Source organism: Streptomyces sp. NPDC007088, from assembly GCF_042869355.1.
Classification (GTDB): Bacteria; Actinomycetota; Actinomycetes; order Streptomycetales; family Streptomycetaceae; genus Streptomyces.
This window is the reverse complement of sequence record NZ_JBIAFO010000004.1, coordinates 92,276-106,534: the sequence shown is the minus strand read 5'-3', so window position 1 is coordinate 106,534 and position 14,259 is coordinate 92,276. Positions and strand designations below refer to the sequence as shown.

Here is a 14,259-nt window from a genome sequence, read left to right as displayed (position 1 = left end):
CGGCCCCGTGGCGGGCGGTCAGCCCCGGTACGCCTCCAGGAGCCGCAGCCACACCTCGCTGATCGTCGGGTAGGCCGGGACGGCGTGCCACAGCCGGTCGAGGGGGACCTCTCCGGCGACGGCGACGGTCGCGGAGTGCAGCAGCTCGCTGACCCCGGGACCCACGAAGGTCACGCCGCGCAGGAAGCCGTGGTCCTCGTCGACGACCATGCGGGCCCGGCCGGTGTAGTCGTCCCCGTACAGGGCGGCCCCGGCGACCGAGCCGAGGTCCTGGTCGACGGCGCGGACCCGGTGTCCGGCCGCTCGGGCCTCGGCGAGGGTGAGTCCGACCGAGGTGGCCTCCGGGTCGGTGAAGACGACCTGCGGGACCGCCGCGTGGTCGGCGGTGGCCTGGTGCGGGGACCACGGGGACGCGTCGACGTCGGCGTCCTGGGCGCGGGCCGCGATGACCGCCCCGGCGATCCTGGCCTGGTACTTGCCCTGGTGGGTGAGGAGCGCGCGGTGGTTGACGTCACCGACCGCGTACAGCCAGTCGGTGCCCTTGACGCGGCAGCTGTCGTCCGCGTCGAGCCAGGTGCCCGGTTCGAGCCCGACCGTCTCCAGGCCGAGGTCCTCGGTGCGCGGGGCGCGGCCCGTCGCGAACAGGACCTCTTCGGCCTGGAGGGTGCCGCCGTCGCCGAGGGTCAGCGTGACGGGGCCGTCCTCGGAGTCCCGGGAGACCTCGGCGACCGAGGTGCGCAGGCGCAGGTCCACCCCGGCCTCGCCGAGGCGCTGGGCGACGAGTTCCCCGGCGAAGGGCTCCATCCGCTCCAGGAGTCCGGCGCCGCGTACGAGCAGCGTCACCCGGGAGCCGAGCGCCTGCCAGGCGGTGGCCATCTCGACGGCGACCACGCCGCCGCCGACGATCGCGAGACGGGCGGGCACGGACTGGGCGCTGGTGGCCTCCCGGCTGGTCCAGGGCCTCGCCGTGTCCATCCCGGGCAGACCGGGGAGGACGGCGCGGCTGCCGGTCGCGACGACGACCGCCTGCCGGGCGCCGAGCGTCGTCTCGGTCCCGTCGGGGGCGGTCACCGTCACGGTGCGCGGACCGGCGAGCCGGCCGGTGCCGCGGTGCAGGGCGACGCCGACCGAGTTGACCCACTCGACCTGGCTGTCGTCCTTCCAGTGCGAGGTGAACGAGTCCCTGCGGGCGAGTACCGCGGCCGCGTCCAGGGGGCCGGAGACCGCTGGGGCCAGACCCGGCAGCCGGCGCGCGTCGGCCTGTGTGAGAACCGGCTTGAGCAGGGCCTTACTGGGCATGCAGGCCCAGTAGGAGCACTCACCGCCCACCAGTTCGCTCTCCACGATCGCGGTGCTCAGTCCCGCGGCCTGCGTGCGGTCGGCGGCGTTCTCGCCCACCGGCCCGGCCCCGATGACCACGACGTCGTACTCGGTGTGCTGCGGCGTTCCGGAATCCGTCATGGGAGCCAGTCTGTCGGAGGGTGTGGACGGTTGCCACACGGGTAGCGGAACCCGGAATACGACGTGCTGGGGCAGGGTTGTGCGTAGCGGGTCCGCCCGGACGCCAGCAACGCATGCCAGGCACGGACGCCGAGAAGTCCAGGAAGTAGGGAAAGCATGAGCACTGTGGAGCTCACCAAGGAGAACTTCGACCAGACGGTCACGGACAACGAGTTCGTCCTGATCGACTTCTGGGCGTCCTGGTGCGGTCCGTGCCGCTCCTTCGCCCCGGTGTACGAGAAGTCGGCCGAGGAGAATCCCGATCTCGTCTACGGCAAGGTGGACACCGAGGCGCAGCCCGAGCTGGCCGCGGCCTTCGGTATCCAGTCGATCCCGACCCTCATGATCGTGCGCGATCAGGTCGCGGTCTTCGCCCAGCCCGGCGCGCTGCCCGAGTCGGCCCTCCAGGACGTCATCGGCCAGGCCCGCGAGCTGGACATGGCGGAGGTCCGCAAGTCGATCGCCGAGGCCGAGCAGAGCACCGGCGGCCAGGCCCCGCAGCCGGGCGAGAGCGCCTGAGCACACCGCACCGGCGGACTCGCCCGGCGGACGACTGCGCCGCTGGTGACACCGCCGACGGGCCCTGACAGACGCTGACCCGCACCTTCCCCAAAGGGTGTTCACTCACACGGGTGAACACCCCTTGGCGTACCCGGTACCCGGTATCCCGGGGGCGTCAGGCAGCGCTCAGAACGGGTAGCCGGCGACGTCCTCGCGCACCGTCGTCCAGCGCAGGTCGGTGAACGCGTCGAGGTTGGCCTCGCCACCGAACCGCGCCCCCGTGCCGGAGGCGGCGACCCCGCCGAAGGGGGCGACGGCCTCGTCGTTGACGGTCTGGTCGTTGATGTGCGCGATCCCGGTCGGGACGCGCTCGGCGAACGCGAGGCCGCGCGCGGTGTCGCGGGTGACGACGCCGAGTACGAGCCCGTAGGGGCCCGCCGAGGCCAGTCGCGCGGCCTCGTCGAGGTCGGTGAAAGGGCGTACGGGGGCCACCGGGCCGAAGACCTCCTCGGTGTACGCGGGGGTGTCCTCGTCGACGTCGGCGAGGACCGTGGGGCGGTGGAACAGCCCCTCGTGGGTGCCGCCGGCCGCGAGCCGGGCGCCGCGCGCGGTGCTCGCCTCGACGAGCTGGTGAATTCGGGACAGCTGCCCCTGGTCGATGACCGGGCCGAGGTGCACCTGTTCCCGGTAGGGGTCGCCTACCGCGAGGGAGTCGGCCCTGGCGGCGAGCCGCTCGACGTACTCCTCGTAGAGCGAGGCGTGCACGAGGTGGCGGCCGGTGGTCATGCACACCTGGCCCTGGTGGAAGAACGAGCCCCAGGCCGCGGCGGAGATCACCGCGTCGAGGTCGGCGTCCTCCAGCACGACCAGCGCGGAGTTGCCGCCCAGCTCCAGGTGGGCGCGCTTGAGGTGGCGGCCGGCCGCCTCACCGACGGCGCGGCCCGCGCGGGTGGAGCCGGTGAAGGAGATGACGGGGACCCTGGGGTCGGCGACGAGGGCCTGTCCGAGCGGGGCACCGCCCGGCAGCACGTGCAGGAGCCCCTCGGGCAGTCCCGCCTCGGCGAGGACGGCGGCGAGGGCGAGTCCGCCGCTGACAGCGGTCCGCGGGTCGGGTTTGAGCAGCACCGCGTTGCCGAGGGCCAGGGCGGGGGCGACCGAGCGGAGCGCGAGGATCAGCGGCACGTTGAACGGGGCGATGACGCCCACCGTGCCGACCGGGACCCGGCGGGTGTACGACAGTCGCGGGGCCTCGCTGGGCAGTACCTGGCCGAGCGGCCGGGAGGCGAGGGCCGCGGCCTCGTAGCACTCCTGAGCCGCGACGTGCAGTTCGAACGCGGCCTTGCCCGGGATCGAGCCGGTCTCCCGGACGATCCAGTCGCGCAGGTCCTCGGCGTGCTCGGTGAACAGGTCGCCCGCCCGGCGCAGGACGGCGGCGCGGTCGGGGTAGGGCGTCGCGGCCCACGCGCGGCGCGCGGTCTCCGCCGCCCCGGCCGCCGCGTCGAGGTCCTCGGCCGCCGCGAGGGTGAGCCGGCCCAGCTCTTCCCCGGTGGCGGGTTCGACGACGGTGTGCTCCGCCCCCGACAGTGGGTTCGGCTGCCAGGACTTGGGATCGAGCAGGGGCATGGGGCGCGTCTCCAGTCAGGTGGTCCGGGGCCGAGTGCGCGCGGGCAGCGGTCGGGGCACGCGGTGGGGGGAGGGCACGCGGGCACACGTGACCGCTGACTGGTGCTCACATCCGGTCAGATCTGGTTGAGCGCGCGCCATCCTAGTCCCCCGGTGATCAGTGGCACACGGCAGGACCTCCGTGCGGGAAGAGGGTGGAGCGGGCCCGTCACCCTTGTGAATCAGCCGAGTTGGGGCGAGCGGCGGTGTCCGGGCCGGACCGTCTACGGTGACCCGGTGACCGCTTTCACCGATGACACCACCAGCCCTCGCCCCGCGCCGCCCGGGGCCGGGCAGACCTCAGGACCGGGGGAGCCCGGACGCCGCGGGCCGTATGCCACCACCCAGGCCGATCCGCGTGAGGTGGGCCGGGTGCGCACCTCCTACGCGCCGGCCCACGACGGGGACCCGGACCCCGGCGAGATCGTCTGGACCTGGGTCCCCTACGAGGAGGACGACGGGCGGGGCAAGGACCGCCCGGTGCTGGTCGTGGCGCGCGAGGCCGCCGGGACGGTGCTCGCCGTGCAGTTGTCGAGCAGGCGGCACGACGGCGACCGGGAGTGGGTGCCGCTCGGCAGCGGGCCCTGGGACCGTTCGGGTCGCGACTCCTGGGTCGATGTCGACCGGGTCCTGCGGGTGCACGAACGCGGGATGCGGCGCGAGGCGTGCGCCCTGGACCGCATGCGCTTCAACTCGGTGGTGCGGCGGCTCCAGGAGCGGTACGGCTGGCGGTGACGGGGTAGCCGGTCGGGGAAGACGCGAGGGGGCCCGACCCGCCCCCTGCCCACTGGTGGTGCCCGGTGAACGCGGCGCCACGGCCCCCGGTCGGCCGTGTCGCCGCCCGGGGGCCGGAAAGCTTCGGTTCATCCGTTCGGCCGTGGCGGACGGCCCGGGGTGGCCTTGTGGGATCGCGTGGGCTGGTCTTGGCTGGAGGGTGCGATGACCGTGCTCCGACCCGGAGGACCGATTCCCATGAAGGACGAGGAGGCCGTGACCGAGGCCGATCTTGAGGCCCTGGTCCGCGGTATCTGTTTCAAGACCGGCCCGCCGCGTGCGGTGGGCGTGGAACTGGAGTGGCTGGTGCACGCCCCGGACCGGCCGTCGCTCCCCCTCACCCCCGGCCTGCTGCGCGCGGTCCTGGAGCGGCTGCGCGAGCTGCCACTACGGGCGCCGCTGACCGTGGAGCCCGGCGGACAGCTGGAGATCAGCTCCCTGCCGGCCCCCTCCCTGACGGCGTGTGTCGAGGAGGTGCGGGCGGACCTGCGTCTGGTCCGGACCGCGCTGGAGCCCTTCGGCCTCGCGCTGAGCGGCCTGGGCACCGATCCGTGGCGGGGCCCGCGCAGGATGTTGCGCGAGCCCCGCTACGACGCGATGGAGCAGTATCTGGACCGCGCGGGCCCGGCGGGCCGGAACATGATGTGCTGCTCGGCCTCCGTGCAGGTGTGCCTGGACGCGGGGTACGAGGAACCGGGTGCCCTCGGGCTCGGGCACCGCTGGCGACTCGCCCACCTGCTGGGTCCCGTCCTGGTCGCGGCCTTCGCCAACTCGCCCTACCTGGGCGGGCGGCGGACCGGGTGGCGCTCCACTCGGCAGGCGCTGTGGGCGGAGATCGAACCGGGCCGCTCGGCCGCTCCCCCGGTGACGGACCGGCCGCGCGAGGCGTGGGCCGCGCATGTCCTGGACACACCGGTGATGTGCGTCCGGTCCGAGAGCGGGCCGTGGCCGGTGCCGCGGGGGCTGACGCTGCGCGAGTGGGCACGGACCGGGCGCCACCGGCCCACGACCCGGGAGGATCTGGAGTACCACATCACGACCCTCTTCCCGCCGGTGCGTCCGAGGGGTCATCTGGAGTTGCGGATGATCGACGCGCAGCGCGGGGCCGACGGCTGGGTCGTACCGCTCGCCGTCACCACCGCGCTGTTCGACGACCCGGCCGCCACCGAGACCGCCGCGCGGGCGGTCAAGCCGCTGGCCGAGCGGCTGGGTCCCGAGGCGCCGCCGCGCGGCCGGCTGTGGCAGGACGCCGCCCGGGACGCCCTGCACGACCCGGAGTTGCGCGAGGCGGCGCGGACGTGTTTCGCGGCGGCCGCCGAGGCGCTGCCCCGGCTCGGCGCGAGCGGGGCGGTCGCGGACGCCGTGGCGTCCTTCGCCGACCGCTATGTCGAACGGGGCCGCTGCCCCGCGGACGATCTGCTCGATCTCTCGCCGGAGGCGCTCGCCTCCCCGCCCGGACTGTGGGCGGACCGCGCCCCGGCCCACCCCACGACGCAGCGCAGGAAGGACGTCCTGTCATGACGAACGGGCCTGAGGCAACCGGTACGGCCGTGGACCCCGCCGTGGCGGGGACCGGTGCGGAGGCGCTGCGGGAGCGGGCCGTGTCCGTCCTGCGCCGGGCCAGGGAGCGGACCGCGCTGCTCACCGACGTGGTGGAGGGTCCCGATCTGGTGGCCCAGCACTCGCCGCTGATGTCGCCGCTGGTGTGGGACCTCGCGCACATCGGCAACCAGGAGGAGCTGTGGCTGCTGCGCGCCGTGGCCGGCCGGGACGCGATGCGGCCCGACATCGATCCGCTCTACGACGCCTTCGAGCACCCGCGTGCGGAGCGGCCCTCGCTGCCGCTGCTGGCGCCCGGTGAGGCACGCGCGTACGCCGCCGAGGTGCGGGGGCGGGTCCTGGACCTGCTGGCGGGCGCGGAGTTCGGCTCCCGCGGCTTCGGGGCGGGCCTGACCGAGGCCGGGTTCGCCTTCGGGATGGTCGCCCAGCACGAGCAGCAGCACGACGAGACCATGCTCATCACGCACCAGTTGCGCAAGGGACCCGCCGTTCTGTCGGCCCCCGAGCCGGAGGGCGCGGGAGGTGACGCCGGTCCAGACGAAGTGCTCGTCCCGGGCGGCGCGTTCACCATGGGGACCTCCGACGAGCCCTGGGCGCTGGACAACGAACGGCCCGCGCACCGCAGGCTGGTGCCCGCCTTCCACCTCGATACCGCTCCGGTCACCTGTGGGGCCTACCTCCGGTTCATGGCGGACGGCGGCTACGCCGATCCGCGCTGGTGGGCCCCGGAGGGCTGGGAGCTCGTACGCCGCCAGAACCTGTCGGCCCCGCTGTTCTGGAGGCGCGAGGGCGGTACGTGGTGGCGGCGCCGCTTCGGTGTCGACGAGCCGGTCCGTGAGGCGGAACCGGTCGTGCACGTGAGCTGGTACGAGGCCGACGCCTACGCGCGCTGGGCGGGGCGCCGGCTGCCGACCGAGGCGGAGTGGGAGAAGGCGGCGCGCCACGACCCCGGAAGCGGGCGCTCGCGCCGCTACCCCTGGGGCGACGAGGTGCCGGGCCCCCGGCACGCCAACCTCGGGCAGCGTCACCTGCGCCCCGCGCCGGCCGGCAGTTATCCGCGGGGGGCCTCACCACACGGCGTACGGCAGTTGATCGGCGACGTGTGGGAGTGGACGGCGAGCGACTTCCTGCCCTATCCCGGATTCGTGGCCTACCCCTACCGGGAGTACTCGGAGGTGTTCTTCGGCAGTGAGCACAAGGTGCTGCGCGGGGGTTCCTTCGCGGCGGACGAGGTCGTGGTGCGCGCCACCTTCCGCAACTGGGACTACCCCGTGCGGCGCCAGATCTTCGCGGGCTTCCGCACCGCGCGGGACGCGGCGCCCGGGGAGGGCGCCTGATGTGCCGCCACATCGCGGTGCTCACCGGGCCCGCGGAGCCGCTGGGCCGGCGTCTGGTCGAGCCCGCGCACGGCCTGTACCGGCAGGCGTGGGCCCCGCGCCGGCAGCGTCACGGAACCGTCAACGCCGACGGTTTCGGGGTGGGCTGGTACGCCCCGGGCGATCCGGTCCCGGCCCGCTACCGCAGGTCGGGACCGATGTGGGGCGACCCCTCGTTCCAGGACCTCGCGCGGGTCGTGCGGAGTGAGGCGCTGCTCGCCGCGGTGCGCGACGCGACCGTCCCGGGCGCGGACGACGAGGCGGCGAGCGCGCCCTATGCCGACGGGCGCTCGCTGTTCAGCCACAACGGGGCGGTGAGCGGCTGGCCGCACTCGATGGCGGGGCTGACGGCCACGCTGCCGCCGGCGCTGCTGCTGTCCCTGGAGGCGCGGTGCGACGCGGCGTTCGTGTGGGCGCTGGTCGTGCACCGGCTGCGTACCGGGGACACGGCGCAGCAGGCGCTCGGGGACACGGTCGAGGAGGTCGCCGGGGCCGCGCCCGGCTCCCGGCTCAACCTGCTCATGACCGACGGCGTGTCGATCACGGCGAGCGCGTGGGGCGACTCGCTGTGGTATTTGTCCGATCCGGGGCGGCTCGTGGTGGTCGCCTCCGAGCCCTACGACGACGATCCGCTGTGGCGTGAGGTGCCCGACCGCACGCTGCTCAGCGCGAGCCGCGCCGAGATCCTGCTGACCCCTCTCAAGGAGCCGCCGCAGTGACCGCCTTCGCCCTGACCCGCACCCTGCCCGAGGACACGACCGGAGCCGCGCTGCGCGCCGACGTCCTGGCCGGTCTCGGCCGGACACCGAAGGAACTGCCGCCCAAGTGGTTCTACGACGCGCGCGGCAGCCGCCTGTTCGACGAGATCACGACGCTGCCCGAGTACTACCCGACCCGCGCCGAACGGGAGATCCTGCTGGCCCGCTCGGCGGAGATCGCCGCCGTCTCCGGGGCGCGTACGCTCGTCGAGCTGGGTTCGGGCTCCTCCGACAAGACCCGGCATCTGCTCGACGAACTGCACTCCTTGCACACCTACGTCCCGGTCGACGTCAGTGCCAGCGCGCTGCGTACGGCGGGCCAGGCGCTCGCGGCACAGCGGCCGGGCCTGTCGGTGCACGCGCTGGTGGCCGACTTCACCGCGCCGCTCGCGCTGCCCGACACCCCCGGGCCCCGCCTGATCGCCTTTCTGGGCGGCACGATCGGCAATCTGCTGCCCGTGGAGCGCGCGGCCTTCCTCGCCTCCGTACGGCGGTTGCTGGCGCCGGGCGATCTCCTACTGCTCGGCACGGATCTGGTGAAGGACGAGGCGACGCTGGTCGCCGCCTACGACGACGCGGCCGGGGTCACGGCGGCGTTCAACAAGAACGTGCTGTACGTGCTCAACCGCGAACTGGGCGCCGACTTCGACCCGGAGACCTTCCGGCACGTGGCCGTGTGGAACTCCGAGCAGGAGTGGGTCGAGATGCGTCTGCGCTCGGTGCTCGGCCAGAGCGTCAAGATCCCCGCGCTGGACCTGACGGTGGACTTCGCGGAGGGCGAGGAGCTGCGCACCGAGGTCTCGGCCAAGTTCCGCGAGAAGAGCGCCCGCGCGGAGCTGGCCGCCGTGGGCCTGGCTCCGGTGCGCTGGTGGACGGACGAGGCCGGCCGCTTCGCCCTGTCCCTGTGGGGGGTGGACGAGGCGGGGCGGTAGCCGCCGCGCGGGCGGCGGCTCGCCCGGCGAGCCGCCGCCGTCCGCCTCACTCCGCCCGGCTCGTGTCGAGCGCCTTCGTGATCTTCTCGGAGGCCTCGCGGGCCGCCTTCTGGGGGTCGGTTCCGGTGAGGACCTGGGTCATGTAGGTCTTGATGGGGTTGTTGGCCTCCACCGCGGCCCAGCGCGGGGAGGCGGGCGCCGAGTGGCCCTGTTCCGCGCCCTTGGCCATCGCGCCCACGCCGGGCTCGCCGACCACGGCGCCGGCCAGGGAGGTCTTGTTGGGCACGTAGTTCATGGTGCGGGCGAGGTCGGTCTGCCACTTCTCGCCGGCCAGCGCGGAGACGACGTCGAGCGCCGCCTCGTGGTTCCCGGAGCGCTGGGTGACGACGAGGGCGGAGCCGCCGGTGAAGACGGACCCGGGCTTGGCGGAGGTCTTGCCGGGGACCGGGAAGAAGCCGATCTTGTCCTTCAGCTCGGGGTTCTTCTCGGTGATGACGGCGGCCGAGCCGGGCACGGCCACGATCTGCCCGACATCGCCGCTCGCGAAGACCCCGGTCTGCGGCGGGTTCTCCTCGTCGGCGTCCTTGGGCCCCTTGCCCAGGGCCTGGAGCTGCTCGTAGAAGGCCATCCCGGCGAGCGCCTGCGGCGTGTCGAGACTGCCCTTCCACAGACCCCCCGAGCCCTTGGCGATGTCGCCGCCCTCGTCCCAGATGAACCCGGAGAGCGTGTACCAGTCCTGGCCCGCGAGGTAGATGCCCTGGTGGCCGTCGCGGTTGAGCAGTTCGGTGTCGTGCAGCCACTCCTCGCGGGTCTTCGGCGTCGTCTTGATGCCGGCCGACTGGAAGAGTTCCTTGTTGTAGATCACGACACGGTTGGCGGCGTACCACGGGATGCCGTACTGGGAGCCGTTGAACTGGCCGGGCTCGGCGAGGCCGGGTATCCAGTCCTCCATGCCGAGGTCGCGCATCGACTCCAGCGTGAGGTCGTACAGGCCGCCCTGGTCCACGTACTGCGCGACCTGGGTGTTGCCGACCTCGATGACGTCGGGGACGTCGACGTCGTCGCCGCCCTTGAGCACCTTGGTGACCTTGTCGCCGATCCCGGTCCACGACTGGATCTCGATCTTGAGTCGCAGATCGCTGTGCTCCTTCTCGAACGCGCTGGTGAAGCGCTTGAGGAAGGCCGAGGAGGCGCTGTCCTTCATGAGCCACACCGTCACGGTCTTGCGGTCCTCACCTGAGCCCGGCAGTACGCCGCAGGCCGAGAGCGAGGCGCTGGAGGCGAGCAGGACGACGACAGCCAGGAGGCGGCGCTGATTCACGTGGGTGGCTTTCTGTCTGCGGACAGGGCAGGGCTGACCCGACGTGGGGGACGCGAGCGAATCGCACGGGTGTGCTCGAAGTCTGGTATGGACCAAAGAGGCCGTCAAGGTACATGTGTGACACGAGAGGGCTACGAAAAGGTGTCGGGCGGTCCACGGAGGGTGCTGCCACCCGGGGCGGAGGTCCGCGTGGCAGCCGTGGACGGCTCCGTCTCGCGCACCCGGCGGGAGTGCGGCACCGTGGAGGGGGAACGAGCGGGACGGTTGCCCCGTGCAGCCCGGTGGTGCGACGTCCTTCGCCGGCCGCCGTATGGATTCTGCATATCTCCGGCCATCTTCTGACAACGAGGAGCACGGTTCCATGACCGAGAACGTCTACCGGGTCACCGAGATCTACGGCACCTCCACCCAGGGCGTGGACGACGCCATCCGCAAGGGCATCGCGCGCGCCGCGGAGACCATCCGCAACCTCGACTGGTTCGAGGTCACGCAGGTGCGCGGGCACATCGAGAACGGCGAGGTCGAGCACTATCAGGTCGGGCTCAAGGTCGGCTTCCGGCTGGAGGAGGGCACCTCCGACAGCGGCGACGCGCACACCTGAGGGACCGGTGCCGCCCGCCGCGCCGCCCACCGCACCCGGCCGGCCCGCCCCGTGGGGCCGGCCGGCCACGGGCGGGCGGCCCGCGGGTGACGTCGTGCGAATCCGGCCGCCGGGGGGAGGGAACTGGTGTCGCGAACGGTGGGCTTCTTCGACGAGTTGTCCGCGCCCGAGGGGGTGGGACGCTGCGGTCCGATACGGGACTTCACCCGCTCGACGGGCCCCTCGGACGAGGCGGAGATACTGCACTATCTGCGGTCGGGCGTGACGGTGCGGGCCGCCCGGGAGAGCGAGCGTGACGCCGTGGACCCGGCCGGGCCTGTCCTGCCCGGCGGCGCCACGCTCCTGACCGACGGCACCTGGACCTGGCGCGCGGACCTCGCCTACTACGTGGGGCGCTACCACGTGGCGCTGCCCGCCGCGTTCCTCTCCCTGGTCCGCGCACGGGCCTTCGTCGTACCGGAGTTGACCGCCGGGGACCTCGCCCCGCTGCGCGCGCGGTTCGCCTGACGGGCGGTCGCACCCCGCGCGAGCGGGGCGCCTCAGGTGCGGCCCTCGTGTTCCTGGGCCCGGCGCAGGGGCGCCGAGGGCTGCGCCCAGTCGGCGCGGACGACCCGGAAGCCCGCGTTCCGCGCTTCGAGACAGACCAGTTCGTCGTCGTCGACCAGCAGCACGATCTCCCGTTCGCGGCTCAGCGCCCGCAGCCGTTCCAGCTTCGTGCGGCGGGCCGGCCTGCGGTCCTGGTTCTGCCGCATCCACAGCGGTCCGGCGGGCAGGCCGTGGGCGGTGAGCCAGTCGAGGGTGTCGGCGCGGCAGCGCTCGGGACGCCCGGTGAGATAGCCGACCGCGCAGTCCTTCGCGGTCCGCAGGGCCAGGGCGACCCCTTCGGCGAGCGGCGGGTCCTGGCCGGCCGCGTCGAAGAAACCGTCCCAGTCCCGGCGCGGCCCCTCCAGGAAGTGCTGGCGATGGGCCGCGTCGGACAGGGTGTTGTCGAGGTCGAAGAGGGCCAGTGGTGGCCGGGACCCCTTCGCTTCCTTGGCGTTGTGCACACCGTGAGCCTAGGGCCTGTCCGACGATTCCCGTCGTCGCCCGGAGGGCGGCCGCGCGGCGTCAGGCGCGTGCTCACGGGGTGCCGGGCGCAGACCCTCGTACGGGACGTACTCGGTTCAGCGTCCGGCACCCCGGGGGTGCGCGCACGGCGTCGCGCGGCGGACGGGAATGGCCGGACAAGCCCAAAAGGCCCTACGGCCCCGGCGCCTCATTCCCCGCCGGTGAGGCGGGCCACGCCGCCGAACATGGCGACCTCGGGCGCGGCGGCCTCGGCCGGGTCCTCGGGGCGCCAGTGGTTGCACGAGACGACGCCGGGCTCCAGCAGTTCGAGGCCGTCGAAGAACCGGGCGATGCCCTCCGGGGTGCGCTGGGTGAGCTTCGGGGTGCCGTTGGCGTTCCAGAAGGCGACGGCCTCGTCGACGTCGGGCATGTCGGGCTTCCTTACCGTGTGCGACAGGACAAGGTGGCTGCCCGCGGGCAGCGCGTCCAGCAGCTTGCGCACGGTGCCGTACGCCGTCTCGTCCTCACCGAGGAAGATCACCACGCCCAGCAGGATCAGCCCGATCGGCTGGTCGAAGTCCAGCGTCTTGGCGGCCTGTTCGAGGATGTGGTCGACGTCCCTCAGGTCGGCGTCCAGGTAGTCGGTGCGCCCCTGCGGGGTGCCGACCAGCAGGGCGCGGGCGTGCGCGAGGACGAGCGGGTCGTTGTCCACGTAGACGATCCGGGACTCGGGCGCCAGACGCTGCGCCACCTCGTGCGTGTTGTCGGCCGAGGGCAGGCCGGTGCCGATGTCGAGGAACTGCCGTATGCCCAGGTCCTGGACGAGGTGGCGGACGACCCGGCCGAGGAAGCGCCGGTCGGCGACCGCGTAGTCCCCGATCCCGGGGTGCAGGGACCGGATCTGGTCCCCCAGCGCCTGATCGACCTCGTAGTTGTCCTTGCCGCCCAGCCAGTAGTTCCAGATGCGCGCCGTGTGCGCCTGCGTGGTGTTGATCCGGTCGCGCACGGAGGGCGGCAACGGCTGCTCGGACATGGCGGTCTCCTCGGGGTGCCGGGCGCGCGGTCCGCGCGGCCTGCGGTGATCGTACTGCCCATGTGCCGTGACGCGGGGCGGAGTTCGGCGCGGCCATCGCCTCGGGCGCTTCTCGCGCTGACGAGGCGGTCTCCGGGGCGGTGACCGGCGCGGACCGGGTGGTCCGCGCCGGTCACCGGAAGTCGTCGGCGTGGTCGAGCGCCCACTGGGCGAAGTCGGCGGCCGGCCGGCCGAGCACCTCCCGCACCCCGTCGTACGTCGGCCCGGGGTGGCCGACGCGGGCGGCCTGTCCGCGCAGCACCGCGTCGGCCACCGGGCCGGGCAGGTGCGCCGCGAGCCGTTCCCGGTACTCCTCGGGGCTCACCTCGCGCACCGTGACCGGGCTGCCGATCGCCTCGGCGATCAGCTCCACCTGCCGCGCCTGGGTGAGCGACTCGGGGCCGGTGAGGTGCGGGACGGTTCCTCGGTGCGCGGGGTCGAGGAGCGCGCGCACCGACACCTCGGCCATGTCGCGCTCGTGGACCGGCTCGGTGTGGGCGTCCGGATAGGCGAGGTCCACCCGCCGTGTCGCACGGATCGCCTCGCTCCACTGGAGGGTGTTGCTCGCGAACGCCCCGGGCCGCACGAGGGTCGTGGCGAGACCGGAGGAGGTCAGCGCCTCCTCCACGGCGCGGTGCGAGCGGGCGATGGTGCTGTCCTGTGCCCCCTGGGCCAGGACGGCGAGTGAGGAGAGCAGCACCACGTGCTCGACCCCCGCGTCGCGGGCGACGCGGGTGAAGGTGTCGATGCCCTCGGGCCGGGCGTACAGGAAGACCCCGCGCACCCCGTCGAGGGCGGCGGCCAGCACGGCCGGATCGCGCTGGTCGAAGGGGACGGTCTGCGCCGTGAGACCGGGGAGGGCGCTCTGAGGGCCGCTGCTCGCCACGCGCACGGGCCGGCCCTCGTCGAGCAGCGCCCGCGCCACGGCGCGGCCCACCTGTCCTCGTGCTCCGGTCACCAGAAAGGTCACGACCTGCCCCCTGCCGTAGGTACGGACGAAAGCGCGCGCGGGTGATCGCGTACGCGTGTCCGTGCCAAGAAAGCGGGCCGCCGGGGCATTCCCCGGCAGGACGGCGAGGGGCGGATTTCGGCCACCGCGCTGGGCGGGTCCCGGTCCGCTCCGGTCGGGCCCGGGACTCGCCCGGCGACGGGGCC

Annotated in this window: 14 protein-coding genes; 8 read left to right on the top strand and 6 right to left on the bottom strand. The window is 73.6% G+C overall.

From position 1 onward, the window contains the following. Nucleotides 1-18 precede the first annotated feature (18 nt). Entirely contained in the window at nucleotides 19-1,461 is a 1,443-nt protein-coding gene (locus ACFYMP_RS08410; RefSeq protein ID WP_388852565.1) for a dihydrolipoyl dehydrogenase family protein, read from the bottom strand. A gap of 156 nt (nucleotides 1,462-1,617) precedes the next feature. Between ACFYMP_RS08410 and trxA the strand changes: the two genes are divergently transcribed. After that, the gene (gene trxA, locus ACFYMP_RS08405; protein ID WP_388852562.1) at nucleotides 1,618-2,019 is read left to right on the top strand and encodes a thioredoxin; all 402 of its coding nucleotides are present in this window, start codon (nucleotides 1,618-1,620) and stop codon (nucleotides 2,017-2,019) included. A gap of 168 nt (nucleotides 2,020-2,187) precedes the next feature. On the opposite strand, the gene ACFYMP_RS08400 is transcribed toward trxA, so the two are convergent. Beyond that, complete coding sequence (locus ACFYMP_RS08400; RefSeq protein WP_388852559.1) at nucleotides 2,188-3,624, bottom strand: benzaldehyde dehydrogenase; 1,437 nt, start codon at nucleotides 3,622-3,624, stop codon at nucleotides 2,188-2,190. A gap of 276 nt (nucleotides 3,625-3,900) precedes the next feature. Between ACFYMP_RS08400 and ACFYMP_RS08395 the strand changes: the two genes are divergently transcribed. The 5 genes from ACFYMP_RS08395 to egtD all read left to right on the top strand — a co-directional run bounded on the left by ACFYMP_RS08395 (nucleotide 3,901) and on the right by egtD (nucleotide 9,063). Further along, complete coding sequence (locus ACFYMP_RS08395) at nucleotides 3,901-4,398, top strand: type II toxin-antitoxin system PemK/MazF family toxin (protein WP_388852556.1); 498 nt, start codon at nucleotides 3,901-3,903, stop codon at nucleotides 4,396-4,398. A 237-nt stretch (nucleotides 4,399-4,635) separates the two neighbouring features. Then, entirely contained in the window at nucleotides 4,636-5,958 is a 1,323-nt protein-coding gene (gene egtA, locus ACFYMP_RS08390) for an ergothioneine biosynthesis glutamate--cysteine ligase EgtA (protein ID WP_388852553.1), read from the top strand. Next, nucleotides 5,955-7,334 (top strand): ergothioneine biosynthesis protein EgtB, encoded by a 1,380-nt coding sequence (gene egtB / locus ACFYMP_RS08385; RefSeq protein WP_388852550.1) that lies wholly within the window; start codon nucleotides 5,955-5,957, stop codon nucleotides 7,332-7,334. Before egtA ends, egtB begins: the two co-directional genes overlap by 4 nt. Beyond that, entirely contained in the window at nucleotides 7,334-8,092 is a 759-nt protein-coding gene (gene egtC, locus ACFYMP_RS08380; protein ID WP_388852547.1) for an ergothioneine biosynthesis protein EgtC, read from the top strand. Before egtB ends, egtC begins: the two co-directional genes overlap by 1 nt. After that, the gene (gene egtD, locus ACFYMP_RS08375; RefSeq protein WP_388852544.1) at nucleotides 8,089-9,063 is read left to right on the top strand and encodes an L-histidine N(alpha)-methyltransferase; all 975 of its coding nucleotides are present in this window, start codon (nucleotides 8,089-8,091) and stop codon (nucleotides 9,061-9,063) included. The genes egtC and egtD overlap by 4 nt, the downstream gene beginning before the upstream one ends. Before the next feature lie 46 nt (nucleotides 9,064-9,109). Here egtD and ACFYMP_RS08370 read toward each other — a convergent pair whose 3' ends face one another. Then, nucleotides 9,110-10,384 (bottom strand): extracellular solute-binding protein, encoded by a 1,275-nt coding sequence (locus ACFYMP_RS08370; RefSeq protein WP_388852541.1) that lies wholly within the window; start codon nucleotides 10,382-10,384, stop codon nucleotides 9,110-9,112. A gap of 361 nt (nucleotides 10,385-10,745) precedes the next feature. On the opposite strand from ACFYMP_RS08370, the gene ACFYMP_RS08365 reads away from it, so the two are divergent. Both ACFYMP_RS08365 and ACFYMP_RS08360 read left to right on the top strand, forming a co-directional pair. Then, nucleotides 10,746-10,985, top strand: a complete 240-nt coding sequence (locus tag ACFYMP_RS08365; protein ID WP_363143549.1) for a dodecin — start codon at nucleotides 10,746-10,748, stop codon at nucleotides 10,983-10,985. A 126-nt stretch (nucleotides 10,986-11,111) separates the two neighbouring features. Beyond that, entirely contained in the window at nucleotides 11,112-11,492 is a 381-nt protein-coding gene (locus tag ACFYMP_RS08360; protein ID WP_388852537.1) for a hypothetical protein, read from the top strand. A 32-nt stretch (nucleotides 11,493-11,524) separates the two neighbouring features. On the opposite strand, the gene ACFYMP_RS08355 is transcribed toward ACFYMP_RS08360, so the two are convergent. The 3 genes from ACFYMP_RS08355 to ACFYMP_RS08345 all read right to left on the bottom strand — a co-directional run bounded on the left by ACFYMP_RS08355 (nucleotide 11,525) and on the right by ACFYMP_RS08345 (nucleotide 14,074). Further along, nucleotides 11,525-12,031 (bottom strand): hypothetical protein, encoded by a 507-nt coding sequence (locus ACFYMP_RS08355; RefSeq protein WP_388852534.1) that lies wholly within the window; start codon nucleotides 12,029-12,031, stop codon nucleotides 11,525-11,527. A 209-nt stretch (nucleotides 12,032-12,240) separates the two neighbouring features. Next, nucleotides 12,241-13,065, bottom strand: a complete 825-nt coding sequence (locus ACFYMP_RS08350) for an SAM-dependent methyltransferase (RefSeq protein ID WP_388852531.1) — start codon at nucleotides 13,063-13,065, stop codon at nucleotides 12,241-12,243. 172 nt (nucleotides 13,066-13,237) lie between these two features. Continuing rightward, complete coding sequence (locus ACFYMP_RS08345; protein WP_388852528.1) at nucleotides 13,238-14,074, bottom strand: NAD(P)H-binding protein; 837 nt, start codon at nucleotides 14,072-14,074, stop codon at nucleotides 13,238-13,240. Nucleotides 14,075-14,259 lie beyond the last annotated feature (185 nt).

What these genes read in the sequence shown, in the direction of transcription:
- ACFYMP_RS08410 (WP_388852565.1), bottom strand. Translation starts at nt 1,461, where the DNA reads ATGACGGATTCCGGAACGCCGCAGCACACCGAGTACGACGTCGTGGTC.
- trxA (WP_388852562.1), top strand. Translation starts at nt 1,618, where the DNA reads ATGAGCACTGTGGAGCTCACCAAGGAGAACTTCGACCAGACGGTCACG.
- ACFYMP_RS08400 (WP_388852559.1), bottom strand. Translation starts at nt 3,624, where the DNA reads ATGCCCCTGCTCGATCCCAAGTCCTGGCAGCCGAACCCACTGTCGGGG.
- egtA (WP_388852553.1), top strand. Translation starts at nt 4,636, where the DNA reads ATGAAGGACGAGGAGGCCGTGACCGAGGCCGATCTTGAGGCCCTGGTC.
- egtB (WP_388852550.1), top strand. Translation starts at nt 5,955, where the DNA reads ATGACGAACGGGCCTGAGGCAACCGGTACGGCCGTGGACCCCGCCGTG.
- egtC (WP_388852547.1), top strand. Translation starts at nt 7,334, where the DNA reads ATGTGCCGCCACATCGCGGTGCTCACCGGGCCCGCGGAGCCGCTGGGC.
- ACFYMP_RS08365 (WP_363143549.1), top strand. Translation starts at nt 10,746, where the DNA reads ATGACCGAGAACGTCTACCGGGTCACCGAGATCTACGGCACCTCCACC.
- ACFYMP_RS08350 (WP_388852531.1), bottom strand. Translation starts at nt 13,065, where the DNA reads ATGTCCGAGCAGCCGTTGCCGCCCTCCGTGCGCGACCGGATCAACACC.